The sequence below is a fragment of the Paraburkholderia sp. CNPSo 3281 genome, from assembly GCF_024206515.1.
Classification (GTDB): domain Bacteria; phylum Pseudomonadota; class Gammaproteobacteria; order Burkholderiales; family Burkholderiaceae; genus Paraburkholderia; species Paraburkholderia nodosa.
Genome location: NZ_JAMBPS010000039.1, coordinates 1 through 15,806 on the forward strand (window position 1 = coordinate 1; position 15,806 = coordinate 15,806).

General features: G+C 65.9%; 16 protein-coding genes. 11 read left to right on the forward strand and 5 right to left on the reverse strand.

Features of this window, described 5'->3' with window-relative positions:
- The 3 genes from ilvA to queF all read left to right on the forward strand — a co-directional run.
- On the forward strand, positions 1-834 hold an 834-nt coding region (gene ilvA, locus M3I56_RS28680), incomplete at its 5' end, for a threonine ammonia-lyase, biosynthetic (RefSeq protein WP_254356842.1).
- Between the two features lie 12 nt (positions 835-846).
- Positions 847-1,767 (forward strand): 5'-nucleotidase, encoded by a 921-nt coding sequence (locus tag M3I56_RS28685; RefSeq protein WP_254356843.1) that lies wholly within the window; start codon positions 847-849, stop codon positions 1,765-1,767.
- On the forward strand, positions 1,764-2,588 hold the full coding sequence (gene queF, locus M3I56_RS28690; RefSeq protein WP_254356844.1) for an NADPH-dependent 7-cyano-7-deazaguanine reductase QueF: 825 nt from the start codon (positions 1,764-1,766) through the stop codon (positions 2,586-2,588). Before M3I56_RS28685 ends, queF begins: the two co-directional genes overlap by 4 nt.
- A gap of 99 nt (positions 2,589-2,687) precedes the next feature.
- Here queF and mtgA read toward each other — a convergent pair whose 3' ends face one another.
- The 5 genes from mtgA to mpl form a co-directional block, all read right to left on the reverse strand.
- A complete protein-coding gene (gene mtgA, locus M3I56_RS28695) occupies positions 2,688-3,461 on the reverse strand; it encodes a monofunctional biosynthetic peptidoglycan transglycosylase (RefSeq protein WP_254356845.1) in 774 nt (257 codons plus the stop codon).
- Positions 3,462-3,497: 36 nt separating this feature from the next.
- Positions 3,498-4,388 (reverse strand): shikimate dehydrogenase, encoded by an 891-nt coding sequence (gene aroE / locus M3I56_RS28700; RefSeq protein ID WP_254356846.1) that lies wholly within the window; start codon positions 4,386-4,388, stop codon positions 3,498-3,500.
- Positions 4,385-6,499 carry a ribonuclease catalytic domain-containing protein gene (locus M3I56_RS28705; protein WP_254356847.1) on the reverse strand — a complete coding sequence of 705 codons (2,115 nt, stop codon included), beginning with the start codon at positions 6,497-6,499 and terminating at the stop codon, positions 4,385-4,387. Before M3I56_RS28705 ends, aroE begins: the two co-directional genes overlap by 4 nt.
- Before the next feature lie 80 nt (positions 6,500-6,579).
- A complete protein-coding gene (locus M3I56_RS28710) occupies positions 6,580-7,155 on the reverse strand; it encodes a YqiA/YcfP family alpha/beta fold hydrolase (protein ID WP_254356848.1) in 576 nt (191 codons plus the stop codon).
- Positions 7,152-8,543 (reverse strand): UDP-N-acetylmuramate:L-alanyl-gamma-D-glutamyl-meso-diaminopimelate ligase, encoded by a 1,392-nt coding sequence (mpl, locus tag M3I56_RS28715; RefSeq protein ID WP_254356849.1) that lies wholly within the window; start codon positions 8,541-8,543, stop codon positions 7,152-7,154. Before mpl ends, M3I56_RS28710 begins: the two co-directional genes overlap by 4 nt.
- 248 nt (positions 8,544-8,791) lie before the next feature.
- Here mpl and M3I56_RS28720 point away from each other — a divergent pair, with 248 nt between their 5' ends.
- The 8 genes from M3I56_RS28720 to tpx all read left to right on the forward strand — a co-directional run bounded on the left by M3I56_RS28720 (position 8,792) and on the right by tpx (position 15,770).
- A complete protein-coding gene (locus M3I56_RS28720) occupies positions 8,792-9,436 on the forward strand; it encodes a UDP-N-acetylmuramate--alanine ligase (RefSeq protein ID WP_254343917.1) in 645 nt (214 codons plus the stop codon).
- Positions 9,437-9,447: 11 nt separating this feature from the next.
- Positions 9,448-10,014, forward strand: a complete 567-nt coding sequence (locus M3I56_RS28725; RefSeq protein WP_028207833.1) for a TlpA disulfide reductase family protein — start codon at positions 9,448-9,450, stop codon at positions 10,012-10,014.
- Positions 10,015-10,208: 194 nt separating this feature from the next.
- Positions 10,209-10,661, forward strand: coding sequence for a type II 3-dehydroquinate dehydratase (aroQ, locus tag M3I56_RS28730; RefSeq protein WP_042270394.1), 453 nt, complete (start codon positions 10,209-10,211; stop codon positions 10,659-10,661).
- 97 nt (positions 10,662-10,758) lie between these two features.
- Positions 10,759-11,226, forward strand: a complete 468-nt coding sequence (gene accB, locus M3I56_RS28735) for an acetyl-CoA carboxylase biotin carboxyl carrier protein (RefSeq protein ID WP_254356850.1) — start codon at positions 10,759-10,761, stop codon at positions 11,224-11,226.
- 147 nt (positions 11,227-11,373) lie between these two features.
- Complete coding sequence (gene accC / locus M3I56_RS28740) at positions 11,374-12,741, forward strand: acetyl-CoA carboxylase biotin carboxylase subunit (RefSeq protein ID WP_254356851.1); 1,368 nt, start codon at positions 11,374-11,376, stop codon at positions 12,739-12,741.
- 3 nt (positions 12,742-12,744) lie between these two features.
- The gene (gene prmA / locus M3I56_RS28745; RefSeq protein WP_254356852.1) at positions 12,745-13,641 is read left to right on the forward strand and encodes a 50S ribosomal protein L11 methyltransferase; all 897 of its coding nucleotides are present in this window, start codon (positions 12,745-12,747) and stop codon (positions 13,639-13,641) included.
- A gap of 136 nt (positions 13,642-13,777) precedes the next feature.
- Complete coding sequence (locus M3I56_RS28750; RefSeq protein WP_254319320.1) at positions 13,778-15,163, forward strand: DUF3426 domain-containing protein; 1,386 nt, start codon at positions 13,778-13,780, stop codon at positions 15,161-15,163.
- A 106-nt stretch (positions 15,164-15,269) separates the two neighbouring features.
- On the forward strand, positions 15,270-15,770 hold the full coding sequence (gene tpx, locus M3I56_RS28755) for a thiol peroxidase (RefSeq protein WP_028207827.1): 501 nt from the start codon (positions 15,270-15,272) through the stop codon (positions 15,768-15,770).
- The last annotated feature ends 36 nt before the right edge of the window (positions 15,771-15,806 follow it).

Sequence of the window (15,806 nt, forward strand, 5' to 3'; positions counted from 1 at the left end):
CTGTTCTCGGACGGCACGGCCGTCAAGCTCGTGGGCGAGGAAACCTTCCGCCTGTGCCAGCACTATCTCGACGAAGTGCTCACCGTCGATACCGACGCGCTGTGCGCCGCGATCAAGGACGTCTTCCAGGACACGCGCAGCGTGCTCGAACCCGCCGGCGCACTGGCCGTGGCGGGCACGAAGCAGTACGCGGAGCGCGAGGGCATCGAAGGCCAGACGCTGGTGGCGATCACCTCGGGCGCGAACATGAACTTCGACCGCATGCGCTTCGTGGCCGAGCGCGCCGAGGTGGGTGAGGCGCGCGAAGCGGTGTTCGCCGTGACGATCCCCGAGGAACGCGGCAGCTTCAAGCGCTTCTGCGAGCTGGTCGGCACGCGCAGCGTGACCGAGTTCAACTACCGCATCGACGACGCCGAGCGCGCGCACATCTTCGTGGGCGTGCAGATCCGCAACCGCGGCGAGTCGCAGCAGATCGCGAAGACCTTCGTCGATCACGGCTTTCCGAGCGTCGATCTCACCGGCGACGAGCTGTCCAAGCAGCACATCCGCTACATGGTGGGCGGGCGCTCGCCGCTCGCGCACGACGAACGCCTGTTCCGCTTCGAGTTTCCGGAGCGCCCGGGCGCGCTCATGCGCTTTCTTTCGTCGATGGCGCCGAACTGGAACATCAGCCTGTTCCACTACCGCAACCAGGGCGCCGACTACAGCTCGATTCTGGTGGGCATCCAGGTGCCCGCCGCCGAAGACGCCGAGTTCCGCCGCTTCCTCGCCACGCTCGGTTATCCGCACTGGGAAGAGACGAGAAATCCGGCGTATCGGTTGTTCCTCGCGTAACGAGCCGCAATCGTGTCCGTTTCTCTTTCCGACAAGCTCGTCGTCGCCATTTCGTCGCGTGCGCTCTTCGATTTCGAGGAGGAAAACCACGTGTTCGAGGCCGGCGACCTGCAAGCCTACGAGGCGCTCCAGCGCGAGCGCCTGAACGTGCCCGCGCGGCCAGGCGTGGCGTTCGCGCTGATCCGCAAGCTGCTCGCGCTCAATGACGGGGCGCATCACGTGGAAGTCGTGATTCTCTCGCGCAGCGATCCCATCAGCGGTCTGCGCGCGTTCAGCTCGTGCCGCGAGCACGGGCTCGACATTCAGCGCGGCGTCTTCACGCGCGGGCGCGAGCCCTGGCATTACCTCAAGCCGCTCAATGCGTCGCTGTTTCTCTCCGCGAACCCGGCGGACGTGAAGAGCGCGCTCGACGCCGGTTTCCCCGCCGCACGCGTCTTTCCGGAATCGGCGACAATGGCGGAACGCAACGCGCACGAAATTCGCATCGCGTTCGACGGCGATGCGGTGCTCTTTTCCGACGAAGCCGAGCAGATTTTCCAGAGCAAGGGGCTTTCCGCGTTCGTGAGCCACGAGCGCGACAACCGCGAATTGCCGCTCGCGCAAGGCCCGCTGCAGCCGTTGCTGGCAGCGCTCAACCGTATGCAGAAGCTCGCCGACGCGAACGCGCAAATGCGCATCCGCACCGCCCTCGTCACCGCGCGCTCCGCGCCCGCGCACGAGCGTGCAATCCGGACGCTGATGGCCTGGAACATCGAGATCGACGAAGCGATGTTTCTTGGCGGACTCGACAAAGGCCCGTTCCTGCGCGAGTTCGAACCCGATTTTTTCTTCGACGACCAGATCCGCCACTGCGAATCCGCGCACTCGGTCACGGCCACCGGGCACGTGGCGAGCGGCGTGACCAATCTCGCAACCGAAGCCAACGCATCATGACTCCCGATCAATCTCCGCTCGGTAAGGCCTCCACCTACACCGAGCAATACGACGCTTCGCTCCTGTTCCCGATCCCGCGCGCGGGTGCGCGCGAACAGATCGGCATAGGCGCGCAACTGCCGTTCTTCGGCAGCGATATCTGGAACGCCTACGAGCTTTCGTGGCTCAACGCGCGCGGCAAGCCGCAGATCGCGATCGCCACGTTCTTCATTCCCGCCGACTCGCCGAACATCATCGAATCGAAGTCGTTCAAGCTCTATCTGGGCTCGTTCGCGCAAACGCCGTTTGAATCCGCCGACGTGGTGCGCGACACGATCAAGCGCGATGTGACGGCGGCTTGCGGTGCATCGGTTTCGGTGAAGTTCGATCAGCCGGGCGGATTCGGCAAGATTCCGTTCGAGGAATTCGACGGGCTCTCGCTCGACCGCCTCGATCTCGACACGGAAATCTATCACCCGGAGCCGACGCTTCTGAAGGCGGCCTTCGACGAAGCCCCGGTGGAAGAAACGCTGATCTCGAACCTGCTCAAGTCGAACTGCCCGGTGACGGGCCAGCCCGACTGGGGCAGCGTGCAGATCCACTACGTCGGGCCGCAGATCGATCAGGCGGGCCTCTTGCGCTACATCATCTCGTACCGCAATCACACGGGCTTTCACGAGCAGTGCGCCGAGCGCATCTTCATGGACATCCTGCGCGAGTGCAAACCGGACCGGCTCGCCGTCTACGCGCGCTACACGCGGCGCGGCGGCCTCGACATCAATCCGTTTCGCACCAACTTCAACATGCCGATGCCGGACAACGCGCGGCTCGCGCGCCAGTAAGGGCAAGATCGCCGCAATCTTTCGATCAGGCGAAACGCCAAAGCAAAACGCGCCGCAAAGACGGCGCGTTTTTCATGGGCGTGGCGATCCGCTGGCGCTTCAATGCGGCAACTCAGCCGCCCCCATGCGCCGCGCAATCACCGCGGTGCGCTGCGCGAGATACGCCGAGTTGCGATGCTCGTCGAAGTACTTGGGACGCGGCAGCATCACCGCGAGCCGCGCCGACTGCCACGGCGTGAGCTTCGCGGCACTCGTGCGGTAGTAGTAACGCGCGGCGGCTTGCGCGCCGTACACGCCGTTGCCCCACTCCACCGAATTCAGATAGACCTCGAAGATGCGCTCCTTGTCGAGCAGCGTCTGCAGCATCCACGTGATGATGAACTCCTGGCCCTTGCGGATGTAGCTCTGCTCGCGCGAGAGGAACAGGTTGCGCGCGAGCTGCTGCGTGATGGTCGAGCCGCCGCGCACGATATGGCCGCGCTGCTTGTTCTTTTCCCACGCCTGGAGGATGGCGTCGGTTTCGTAGCCGTTGTTGTTGACGAAGTTCGCGTCCTCGGACGCGATGATCGCGCGCTTCAGGTTGCGCGAGATCTGGTCGTACGGCACCCATTCGTGCTGGATCGTGAGACCGGGGCGGTCGGCGGACAGACGCGCGGCATCGGTGCGCATGAACGCCGTGGTTTGCGGATCGACGAAGTTCCAGGCCGCGATTTGCGCGAAGTAGAAGAGTTGCGTGGCGATCCACGCAATGGCGAACACCGAGACGATCCAGGTCAGCCAGCGCAGCGCGCCAGGACGCTTGCGCGTCTGCGCGCGCCGCCCACTGCCGCTCGCGACCGCCGCGGCCTGCGCACCGATGGCTTGCCTGCGCATGGCGTCGTCTCCGTTGTGTGCGGGAAGCGCCGAGCGTTACGCGGCCTGCGCGGCGAGTTGCGCGCGCAACGCCGCCAGCACCGGCGCGCCCTCGGGCCGCACGCCGCGCCACACGAAGAACGACTCGGCGGCCTGCTCGACCAGCATGCCGAGGCCGTCGGCCGCGCGCGCGCCAAGTGCCTGCGCGTGGCGCATGAACACGGTGGGCTGCGCGCCGTACATCATGTCGTAGGCGAGCGTGCCGGTGCAAAACGCACGCTCGTCACACTCGGGCAAAGCCGCATCGAGGCTGCCCGCCGTCGCGTTCACGATCACGTCGTAGGGCTCGGGATCGACCGGGTCGCGAGAGACCGCTTGCGGACCGCCGCCGTTGAGGAGGCAGCCGAACTCGCCCGCCGCGCCGGTGAACTGCTCGATGAGCGCGTACGCCTTGGGCGCCGTGCGGTTCACGATGGTGATCTCGCGCGGCCGGCGCTCGAGCATCGGCAGCACGACGCCGCGCGCCGCGCCGCCCGCGCCGAGCAGCAGCACGCGCGCGCCTTCGAGCGCAACGCCGAGGTTCACCTCGATGTCGCGCACGAGGCCGAAGCCGTCGGTGTTGTCGCCGAAGATGCCGTCTGCGTCGAAGCGCAGCGTGTTCACCGCGCCCGCCGCCGCCGCGCGCGGCGAGAGCTTGTGCGCGAGCGCGTGCGCTTCGAGCTTGAACGGCACGGTCACGTTCAGGCCGCGGCCGCCCGCTGCGTGAAACGCCTGCACGTGCTCGACGAAACCATCTAGCGGCGCGAGCAGGCGGTCGTATTCGACGCGCTCGCCCGTTTGCAGCGCGAACTGCGCGTGGATGTACGGCGACTTGCTGTGCGCCACCGGGTTGCCGACTACGGCGTAGCGGTCGGCGTGCACGACAGGCTTCGACTCGCTGACGCTCATTCGCGCGGCTCCGTAGCGTGCTGCTCGCTCGATTGTTCTTCCGCCGCGGGCGCATCGCCTTCGGCTTCGCCCGCTTCCGCAACGGCTTCCGCTTCGCTTTGCGCGGACTCGTCGGCGGTTTCGATCAGCTCTTCGTCTTCGCCCGCGTCCTCTTCGGCCTGCTCGCCGCTCGTCACGACGGGCGCATCGAGCACGCGCAGCATGCGCACCGAAGCCTCGATGGTCAACTCGTCGATCGACAGCACTTCCATCATCAGGCGCGTGCCGCGCGCATGCACGCCAAGCGCGAGTACGTGCATGAGCAGCGGCACTTCTTCGAAACGCACCAGGTCGTCCTTCACCACGCTCGCCGGGAATTCGCGGCGCGCCTCGCGCCCGCCCTCACCGCGCATTTCCTGCTGCAGCCAGCGCAGGCACCAGAAGTACTCCATGCGGCGCTGGTGATCGGCGTAAGCGGTATAGGTCTCGTCGAAGCCCTGCACGACGGCGAAAAGATCGGCGTCTTTCGGCTTGAACGGCGCGACGAGCTTGGCGGCCACGCCGTGCTCCACGCAAGCGAGCAACTGCCACTGGTTCACGAGGTCCACATAGCGGCGCAGCGGCGAGGTGCTCCACGCATACTGCGCGACGCCGAGTCCTTCGTGCGGCGCGGCGTTGGTTTGCATACGCGTGCGCTTGGGACCGGTCGGCGCGCCGAACGCGCGCTGCGAGCGATAGATGCCCGGCACGCCGTGATCGTGCAGGAAGGCGCCCCACGTGGAGTTCGCGAGAATCGCCAGTTCCGCGACGATCAGGTCGAGCGGCGAGCCGCGACGGCGCGGCGAGATGGTCACATGCTCGCCTTCCACGTAGAAGTTGAAGTCGGTGTTGCGCTGGACTTCGCGACGCAGGCCGTAACCGGCGCGCGCCTGCTGGCGCTTCTCGAACAGCGCCTGCGCGAACGGCCACAGTACGGCGATGTCGTCCTTGTGTGGATACTCGCCCGTGCCCGCTGCGAGCGTCGCTTCGGTGACGACTTCGTCGAGCGTGTTGTGACGCAGATTGCTCTTCACGAACACGCGCTCGGCGCGCGTTTCGGTCGCGACGATCTCCTGCGTCTCGCGGTTCACGATGCAGTAGAGCGAAAGCGCCGGGCGCAGACCGCCTTCCTTGAGCGTGAACGCGTCGACGAAATCGTCGGGCAGCATCGTGATCTTGTCGCCAGGCATGTAGACCGTCGAAAGGCGCGTGCGCGCGATCGTGTCCGCCGTGTCGCCGCGCTGGATGCCAAGCGCAGGCGCCGCGATGTGAATGCCGATGCGCACGCGGCCGTCGGCCAGGTGCTCGATCGAGAATGCGTCGTCGATTTCGGTCGTGGTGACGTCGTCGATCGAAAACGCCTGCACGTGCTCGGCGGCGTCAGGCAGATCCTCGGGCAGCGTGCCCACTTCGACGGGCGGGAAACCCGTGCCGTGCGGGAAGAAGTCCGCGAGGAAGCGTGCCTCGTGCAGCGCGCGCGGCGAAGCGATGCCACCGTTTTCGAGCATGAGGCGCGGCATCGAAATGCCGCGCGCGGCGGCCGCCGCTTCGAGCGCCTTGTACTCGATGGAATTCTTGTCGGGCTTCGTGAGGAGTCCGAGCGCTCGGCCCTTGAACGCCTCGGGCAGTTCACCCGCCTTCAGCTCCTCTTCGTAACCGGCCTGCACCAGAGCCTGCTGACGCTTGCGCTCGAGCGAGGCCAGCGCCATCTTGAGCTGCTCTTCAGGCGCGCGCTGATACTGGCCGCGCCCCTTGCGGCGAAAGTACACGGGGGAGCCATGCAGGCGCAGCACGAGCGCGGCGCGCTCGACCGGGCCGTAGGTTTCGCCGAAATACTCGCTCGCAAGCGCCGTGTAGGCGAATTCATCGGCGGGCGCGCACTCCCACAGGAAATCCAGATCGATCTCCTGGGCGGCGGCGTCCGCCTGCTCCAGCAGCTCGCCCGCAGCCGGCTTCTCGAACTCGATCAACACGTCTTTGGCGCGCACCTTGGCGCGCCGCCCGCCCGGCAGCTCGACCTGAAACGCATCGCCCTGGCGCGACAGCACGCTGCCGGCCTTGAAACTGCCCGATTCCTCAAAGAAAACGTTCACTCAATACTCTCGTTCAGACTTGCTTCGACCGCCGGCGCGGCGCGCGGGCGGTGCTGTATACATATAGGCGTTCGCACGCATCAAGCGGCATCGCAGAAACGGATCACTTCGTCGACGTAATCTGCGAACTCGCTGATGCCATGATCGCTGCCTTCGATCAGGTGTGTGGGCACACCCGCATAGTGCGCGAGCATCTCGCGGTAATCGAGCACTTCGTCGCCGGTCGCCGCGATCAGATAGTAGCGCGCGGGTTGCGTCACCTTCGTAACGGCCAGCGCGCGCAATTCTTCCAGATGACGCGGTTCGACGACGATGCTGCCGCCGCCGTGCCAGAGCGGCTGCTCGCCGAGATACTTCGACAGATCGCGGTCAGGCACCACGGCGGGGTTCAAGAGCGCAGCGCGCCAGCCATGCTTTTGCGCGAGATGCGTGGCAAAGTAGCCGCCGAGCGAACTGCCGATGAGCGTGACGCGCTCGCCCGGCTTCAATTGCGCGCCGATCTCCTGCTCGGCGAGCGCAATGGCCTCCTGCGGCGACACCGGCAGCGTCGGGCACAGCCATTCGCCGCTGCGTCCCAGCTCGGCCATGCGCGCCGCCAGCAGGCGCGCCTTGAACGACTGGGGCGACGAGCGAAAGCCGTGCAGATAGACGATCACGCCGCGCTCCGTGCCGAGAGCGCGTCGAGCAGCTTTTGATGCACGCCGCCGAAACCGCCGTTGCTCATCACGAGCACCTGGTCGCCGGGGCGTGCGGCTGCGGCGACCGCCTTCACGAGCGCTTCGAGATCGTGGAAAGCGCGAGCCTTTTCGCCGAGCGGGGCCAGTGCGCCAACGAGGTCCCAGCCGAGCGCATCCTTGCCGCTCGGTGCGCCGTAGCCGAACACGAGGTCGGCGTCGGCGAGACTCGCGGGCAGCTGCGCCTTCATCACGCCGAGCTTCATCGTGTTCGAGCGCGGCTCCAGCACGGCGAGGATGCGCGTGTTTTCGTGGCCGACGCGCGTGCGCAGGCCGGCGATCGTCGTTTCGATGGCCGTGGGATGGTGCGCGAAGTCGTCGTAGACGGTCACGCCGTCAACGCTCCCGCGCACTTCCATGCGGCGCTTCACGTTGCGGAACGTGGCGAGCGAGGCGGCGGCCTGCGCGGGCGGCACGCCCACGCTGCGCGCGGCGGCAATCGCCGCGAGCGCATTCAGGCGGTTGTGTTCGCCCTGGATCTGCCAGTCCACCACGCCTGCACGTTCGCTGTTGTGATAGACGGCGAAGCGCTCGTCCACCGGCACGCCGTCTTCAGCGGGCAGCGCCTGCCAGCCGCCATCCACGCCGAAGCGCTCCACGTCGCTCCATACGCCGCGCGTGAGCACGCGTTCGAGCGCGTCCGAGCGGCCGTTCGTGACGATGCGGCCAACGCCCGGAATCGTGCGCACGAGATGATGAAACTGCGTTTCGATCGCCGCGAGATCGGGGAAGATGTCGGCGTGATCGAATTCGAGGTTGTTGAGCAGCGCCGTGCGCGTACGGTAATGAACGAACTTCGAGCGCTTGTCGAAGAACGCCGTGTCGTACTCGTCGGCTTCGATCACGAAGAAGCTCGAATCGGTCAGGCGCGCCGACACGCCGAAATTGAGCGGCACGCCGCCGATCAGGAAGCCGGGATTCAGGCCCGCGTCTTCGAGCAGCCACGTGAGCATCGAGCTCGTGGTGGTTTTGCCGTGCGTGCCCGCCACCGCGAGCACCCACTTGTCGCGCAGCACGTGTTCGCCGAGCCACTGCGGACCCGACGTGTACGGCAAGCCGCGATTGAGGATCTCCTCCATCAGCGGGTTGCCGCGCGTGACCACGTTGCCGATCACGTAGAGATCGGGCTTGAGTTCAGTCTGGCTCGCATCGTAACCCTCGATGAGGCGGATGCCCTGCGCTTCGAGCTGGGTGCTCATCGGCGGGTACACGCCGGCGTCGCAGCCGGTCACCGTGTGGCCCGCGCTGCGCGCGAGCACCGCGAGTCCGCCCATGAACGTGCCGCAGATGCCGAGGATATGGATGTGCATAAGCCTGTCGCGCCGCGCGGGCGTCGTGAACGCGTTGATCGGATTGATCGGTTGAAAAGGATGGAGAAGCTGGAACGACGGCAGCCCTGCGCCGCCGCAGCAAAGACGGGTATTGTACCCGAGGCCCCGAGCCCTATTGGCTCGACCAAGGCTCTCACGGCGACGGAAAATCCCTGACCACCCCGGCGGCGGGTGCGGCGCAGTGGCCGCCTGCGGGAGCCCAGGGCGATCTCTAGTATCATTAAAGGATGGTTCGCAGATCACATTTCGATCCCCAGCGCGTGCGCGAGGAAATCGCCATCGCGGCAGCAAGGATGATCGCCGAGGACGGCCTCGACTACGCCACCGCCAAACGCAAGGCGGCCCGGCAGGTCGTGGGGGAGACGCGTATCGAAGGCACCTGGCTGCCCGACAACGATCAGATCGAGGAAGAGATCCGCGAATATCAGGCCCTCTTTCAGAGCGACAGCCAGCCGGCCGTGCTGCGCCGCCTGCGCGAGATCGCGCTCGAATGGATGCAGCGGCTCGAGGCGTTCAATCCGTTCCTGACCGGCGCGGTGCTCAACGGCACGGCGGGCGAGCACTCCGACATCCATCTGCAGATTTTTTGTGACAACGCGAAGGATGTCGCGATCTGGCTCCTGAACGCGAACGTGCAGTACGACGTGTCGGAAACGCGCCATTTCGCGGCGCGCGGCCTCGTGGAGACACTCAGCTTCATGTGGCGTCCGTCGCGCGCCGAGGAGCCGGTGGGCATACACGTTGCACTCTACAATACGGACGACTTGCGCGGCGCCGTGCGCGCCGACGCGCGTGGCAGGCTGCCGCGCGCCAATGCGCAGGCCCTCCAGGCGCTGATCGACGAGAGCGGCGCCACTTCTTCTACAACCTGAAAACGGCAGCGATGAATACGAAGCGGATTCTGGCCGGCGTCGCAGTGGCGGCAATCGCCGCAGGCGGCGGCATACTGGCTGGGCACTGGGCCACGAGCGGCAGCGCCGGCGTGGCCGACGCGGCCTCGGTAAGCGCGGCCTCGGCGAGCGGCAAGCAGAATGCGGTCGGCCAGCTCTGGTCGGCGGCGGTCACGAACCCGGACGGCAAGGCGCAATCGCTCGCCATCTACAAGGGCCGGCCGATCGTGGTCAACTTCTGGGCCTCCTGGTGCGGCCCGTGTGTCGAGGAAATGCCGGAGCTTTCGGCGCTCCAGCGTGAATACGCGAAGAAGGGGATTCAGTTCGTCGGCGTAGGCGTGGACTCGGCCGCGAACATCAAGACGTTCCTCAAGAAGGTGCCAGTCGATTACCCGATCTACATCGCCGGCTTCGGCGGCGCGGACGTCGCGCGCGCATTCGGCAACAACGCAGGCGGCTTACCTTACACGGTGGTAATCGACGCGAACGGCGCCGTTCGTTCGACAAAATTAGGGCAAATCAAGCCGGACGAGCTTCGACGCACGCTCGACGCGCTTTGACGCAGCGGAATATTTGGCACAATCTTAAGCGCCGTAGCGCAGATTTTGCCGTGTGAATCCTGTCATTTGACTGAAGATCGGCCCGGACCCTCGCCGCAAGGCATGGTCGGGGCCATATCGTCTTATCGGAAAACTAGACAAAATTCTCTAATCGGCGCTAAAGTTCGCGCAATTCCACGGAAAAAGAAGCGACCATGACGCGACTGCTGGTTCTGCACGGCCCCAACCTCAATCTTCTCGGCACCCGGGAACCGGAGGTGTACGGGCGCGTGACGCTGCCGCAGATCGATCAGGCGCTCTCGGACCGCGCGGCGGACGCCGGCGTCGAGCTCGCGACCTTCCAGAGCAACCACGAAGGCGCGCTGGTCGACCGCATTCAGTCGGCCCGCACCGAGCAGACCGACTTCATCCTGATCAACCCGGCCGCGTACACGCATACGAGCGTCGCGATCCGTGATGCGCTGGCAGGTGTCGGCATCCCATTCGTCGAGATTCACCTGTCGAACGTGCATCGCCGCGAGTCCTTCCGGCACCATTCGTATTTTTCCGACCAGGCCGAAGGTGTGATTTGCGGCCTCGGCTGGAAGGGTTATCTCTACGCGCTCGAATACGCGCTCGACCGGCTCGCTGCCCGGTCGGCGGCCTGATTCCTGCGCCGGATGACCGTCAATACCTGAACAACAACCCGTGTCGGGACGCGCGCGCCCCGGCACTTCACGTATTCAAAGTAAAAGGGGCTGCACCATGGATCTACGTAAGCTGAAGACTCTGATCGACCTCGTCTCCGAATCGGGCATCTCGGAGCTCGAAGTGACCGAGGGTGAAGGCAAGGTGCGCATCGTCAAGAACGCGCCGCCCGTTTACGTGCAGCCGGGCCCCGCGCAATACGGGGCGCCGATGATGGGCGCTCCGCTCGCAGCGCCCGCCCATGTCGGCGACGCTGCCGCAGCCGCCCCCGCAGCGCCCGCTGTGCCGCAAGGCCATATCGTGACCTCGCCGATGGTGGGCACGTTCTACCGCGCGCCGTCGCCGGGCGCCGACCCGTTCGTCCAGGTTGGCGACACGGTCAAGGAAGGCCAGACGCTTTGCATCATCGAAGCGATGAAGTTGCTCAACGAGATCGAGTCGGACACGTCCGGCGTGGTCAAGGAAATCCTCGTCGAGAACGGCCAGGCAGTTGAATACGGCCAGCCGCTCTACGTGATCGCCTAAGCTTTTCTGCGCGCGGCGGCGGCCTTCTTTTCTGGCCGCGCCGCGTTTGTCGCGTTTGGCGCCCCATGACGGCGACGCACGCGACCGATCCTCTGAGGCGTACGCACATACGACTTGCGACGCCCTTTGATGAGTCGAATACCCACCATGTTTGAAAAAATCCTCATTGCCAATCGTGGCGAAATCGCGCTCCGCATCCAGCGCGCGTGCCGCGAACTCGGCGTCAAGACGGTCGTCGTCTATTCGGAAGCCGACAAGGAAGCCAAGTACGTGAAGCTCGCGGACGAGGCGGTCTGTATCGGCCCGGCGCCTTCGAACCTGAGCTACCTGAACATGCCGGCGCTCATCAGCGCGGCCGAAGTCACCGACGCAGAAGCGATCCACCCAGGCTACGGCTTCCTCTCCGAGAACGCCGACTTCGCCGAGCGTGTCGAGCAGTCGGGCTTCACCTTCATCGGCCCGCGCCCGGAAACGATCCGCATGATGGGCGACAAGGTCACGGCGAAGCAGACCATGATCAAGACCGGCGTGCCCTGCGTGCCGGGCTCGGAAGGCGCACTGCCCGACGATCCGAAGGAAATCGTGAAGATCGCCCGCGCGATCGGCTACCCCGTCATCATCAAGGCGGCGGGCGGCGGCGGCGGCCGCGGCATGCGTGTCGTGCACACGGAAGCGGCGCTCGTGAACGCGGTCAACATGACCCGCGAGGAAGCTGGCCGTGCGTTCGGCAATCCGCAGGTCTACATGGAGAAGTACCTCGAGAACCCGCGTCACATCGAGATCCAGATTCTCGCGGACTCGTTCAAGAACGCCGTGTGGCTCGGCGAGCGCGACTGCTCCATGCAGCGCCGCCACCAGAAGGTGATCGAGGAAGCGCCGGCGCCGGGCATCGCGCGCCGCCTGCTCGATCGCATCGGCGATCGTTGCGCCGACGCGTGCAAAAAGATGGGCTACCTCGGCGCGGGCACGTTCGAGTTCCTGTATGAAAACGGCGAGTTCTACTTCATCGAGATGAACACGCGCGTGCAGGTCGAGCACCCGGTCACCGAGCTGATCACGGGCATCGACATCGTGCAGGAGCAGATCCGCATCGCCGCGGGCGAGAAGCTCTCGTTCCGCCAGCGCGACATCCAGCTGAAGGGCCACGCGATCGAGTGCCGTATCAACGCGGAAGATCCGTTCAAGTTCACGCCGTCGCCGGGCCGTCTCACGTCGTGGCACATGCCGGGCGGTCCTGGCGTGCGCGTCGACTCGCATGCCTACAATGGCTATTTTGTGCCGCCGAACTATGATTCGATGATCGGCAAGCTGATCACCTACGGCGCCACGCGCGAGCAGGCCATTCAGCGCATGCGCATCGCGCTCTCGGAAATGGTGGTCGAAGGCATCTCGACCAACATCCCGCTGCATCGCGAGCTGATGCTCGATGCGAAGTTCGTCGAAGGCGGCACGAGCATTCACTACCTCGAAAGCCGTCTGGCCGAGCGTCAGGCAGTGAAGAAGGACGAAGCGTAATTCATGAGCTATCGGGAACTGATCGTCGAGCTCGAGCGTGACCGCGCGGAAGAACTTTCCGACGCGCTGATCGAGCTTGGCGCCCTCTCGGTGTCGGTGGAAGACGCCGACGCCGACACGCCCGACGAGCAGCCGCTCTTCGGCGAACCGGGCTTAACACCCGATCGCACCGCGTGGCAGCATTCGCGCGTGATTGCGCTGATCGGCGCCGATCAGGATCCCGCTCTGCTGCTCGCCGCCGCTTCGAACGAGCTGGGTCTCGCCGAAACGCCGAAGTTCTCGCTGCGCGAAGTCGAGGAGCAGGACTGGGTGCGTTTGACGCAATCGCAGTTCGACCCGATCCAGATCGGCGAGCGCATCTGGGTCGTGCCGTCGTGGCACGATGCCCCGGACCCGAACGCGCTCGTGCTCGAACTGGACCCGGGCCTCGCGTTCGGCACGGGCAGCCATCCCACCACGCGTTTGTGCATGGAATGGCTCGAACAGCACGTGCAGCCCGGCAATTCGCTGCTCGACTACGGCTGCGGCTCGGGCATCCTCGCGATCCTCGCGCAGAAGTGCGGTGCGAATCCGGTGATCGGCATCGACATCGACCCGCAGGCGGTCGAGTCGGCGCGTCACAACAGCGAGCGCAATCGCGCGGAAGTCACCTACGGCCTGCCCGACGATTGCCCCGCCGGCGAGTTCGACATCGTCGTCGCCAACATTCTTTCGAATCCGCTCAAGCTGATGGCCTCGATGCTCTCCTCGCGCGTGAAGCCGGGCGGACGCATCGCACTTTCGGGCATCCTCGCGCGCCAGGCCGAGGAAGTCGCGCAGGTGTACGCGCAGTGGATCGACATCTCGGTCTGGCGCGAACACGAAGGCTGGGTCTGCCTCGCGGGCACGCGGCGCGCATAATTCCTCCCCGCTCCGATCGGGCTCGCGCGAGCCTGATCGCGCCCCAAGCGGCAAGGCCGAAGTCGTAGACTGCGGTGGATTGCCAGTAGAATGCGGGTATCACCAATCCTCCGGTCTACCCAGATCCTCGGCCCACATGCTTCTGGCAACGCGCTGCCCCTTCTGTGAAACCGTATTTCGCATCCAGCCCACGCAGCTCGCCGTGCGCCGCGGCCTCGTGCGTTGCGGACATTGTCAGGAAGCGTTCGATGCGTCGGGCAGTTTGTACGAGATGCCCGAAGGCGGCGACTTCACGCGCGCGGTACCCGTTGCTGCCGAAATTGCGGCCAGCCTGACCTCGCCGCCATCGGAGCCCGCTTCACGTTTTGCTGCGCAGCCCGCTTCGGAACCCGCTTCACAGTTCGAATCGCAGTTCGAATCGCAGTCCGCTTCACAGCCCACTCCGCAGCAGCCCGAGGTTCAGCCTGATCAGGCGAATCAGCCTGCAACAGCGCCATCGCAAGAGCCGCCCCCAACGCTGGGCGCCACTCCCAATTTCACGAATCGCACGTGGGACCCGTGGGCGCCGCCGCAGGACAGCCAGCGTGATCCCCGCCTGAAATACGACGCCGATAAGCTACCAGGGGCAAGCGTTGCCCGAGGCGCCTCGCCTGGCCTTACGCCCGAGCACGAGTCGCGGGTCGCCTTCGACGACGAACCGACGCTCGGGCGCCCACCACAAGATGCGCCGCACGCGCCAGCGGCACCTGCAGCAGCCCCGGTGCCGCCGCCGCAGCAGTCCGCAGCCGCCGAACCCTTCCCGCCCGCCGCGCGCTGGACGCGCAGCGAGCCGAACCTGGGCACGAGCGGCCCGACCGAGCCGACCTTTTCGGCCAACGAAGCATCGGCTGCGGCTCACATGCACGACCCCGAGCCCGCGCTCGGCCCCCGCACCCGCGAAGCCGCACCGGAGCCCGCGTTCAGCGCGCTCTCGCCCAACGACGGCGCCTCACCGTTCGCCGTCACGCGCGAAGCGCCGGCCCGCCCGCGCGGTTCGCGCGGCCTCGTCTGGCGCATTCTCGGCACGCTCATCGCCATTCTGCTGCTCGCGCTGCTCGTCGTGCAACTCGCGTGGTGGCAACGGGAAACGGTCATGGTCTACTGGCCCGACTCGCAGTCGCTCTATCAGCAGGCGTGCGAGCAGCTCGGCTGCCGCGTGCTGCCGCCGCGCGACATCGACGGCCTGCTGGTCGAGCCGTCCGATCTGCGCCAGGTCGACAACGAGCCGCATCACCTCGAACTGAAGGTGCCGCTGCGCAACCGCTTCAACGTGGCGCTCGCGTACCCCGCCATCGAGCTGTCGCTGCTCGACCGGCAAAACAACATCGTCGTGCGGCGCGTGCTGTGGCCGCAGGACTACGTCACGCCCGGCACCTCCATTGAAGCCGGTCTGCCCGCACGCACCACGCAGACCATGATCGTGCGGCTCGACACGGGCGACGTGGTGGCGTCGAACTTCCGCATCGAGATTTTCTACCCCTGATTTGCCGTCTGTGCGCGGGTGCACTGGCGTGCCCCGCGCGTTTCCCGGCGTCCCGCATCGCGCGGGCGCGCCATTCACCACAACATGCATTCCCGGAGAGCACATCATGAGTCAAGTCACGCTAGGCGGTAACCCGATCGACGTCGCCGGCACCTTCCCGAGCGTCGGCCAGAAGGCCCCGGCGTTCTCGCTCGTCGGCAAGGATCTGAAGCCTGTCTCGCTCGCCGATTTCGCCGGCAAGCGCAAGGTGCTGAACATCGTGCCGAGCCTCGACACGCCGACCTGCGCGACCTCCACGCGCAAGTTCAACGAAGCCGCTGCCGGTCTCAACAACACGGCTGTCGTCGTGATCTCGGGCGACCTGCCGTTCGCCGCTGCGCGCTTCTGCACGACCGAAGGCATCGCCAACGTCGTCACGGCCTCGACCTTCCGCGGCCATGAATTCGCGCAAGCCTATGGTGTGGACGTGACGAGCGGCCCGCTCACCGGCCTGACCGCGCGCGCCGTCGTCGTGCTCGACGAAAACGACAACGTCCTGCACGCCGAGCGCGTGAGCGAAATCAAGAACGAACCGAACTACGACGCCGCACTCGCCGCGCTGAAGTAATCCGGCGGCGGCGCACACGCGCCTCGCGCCTGCACT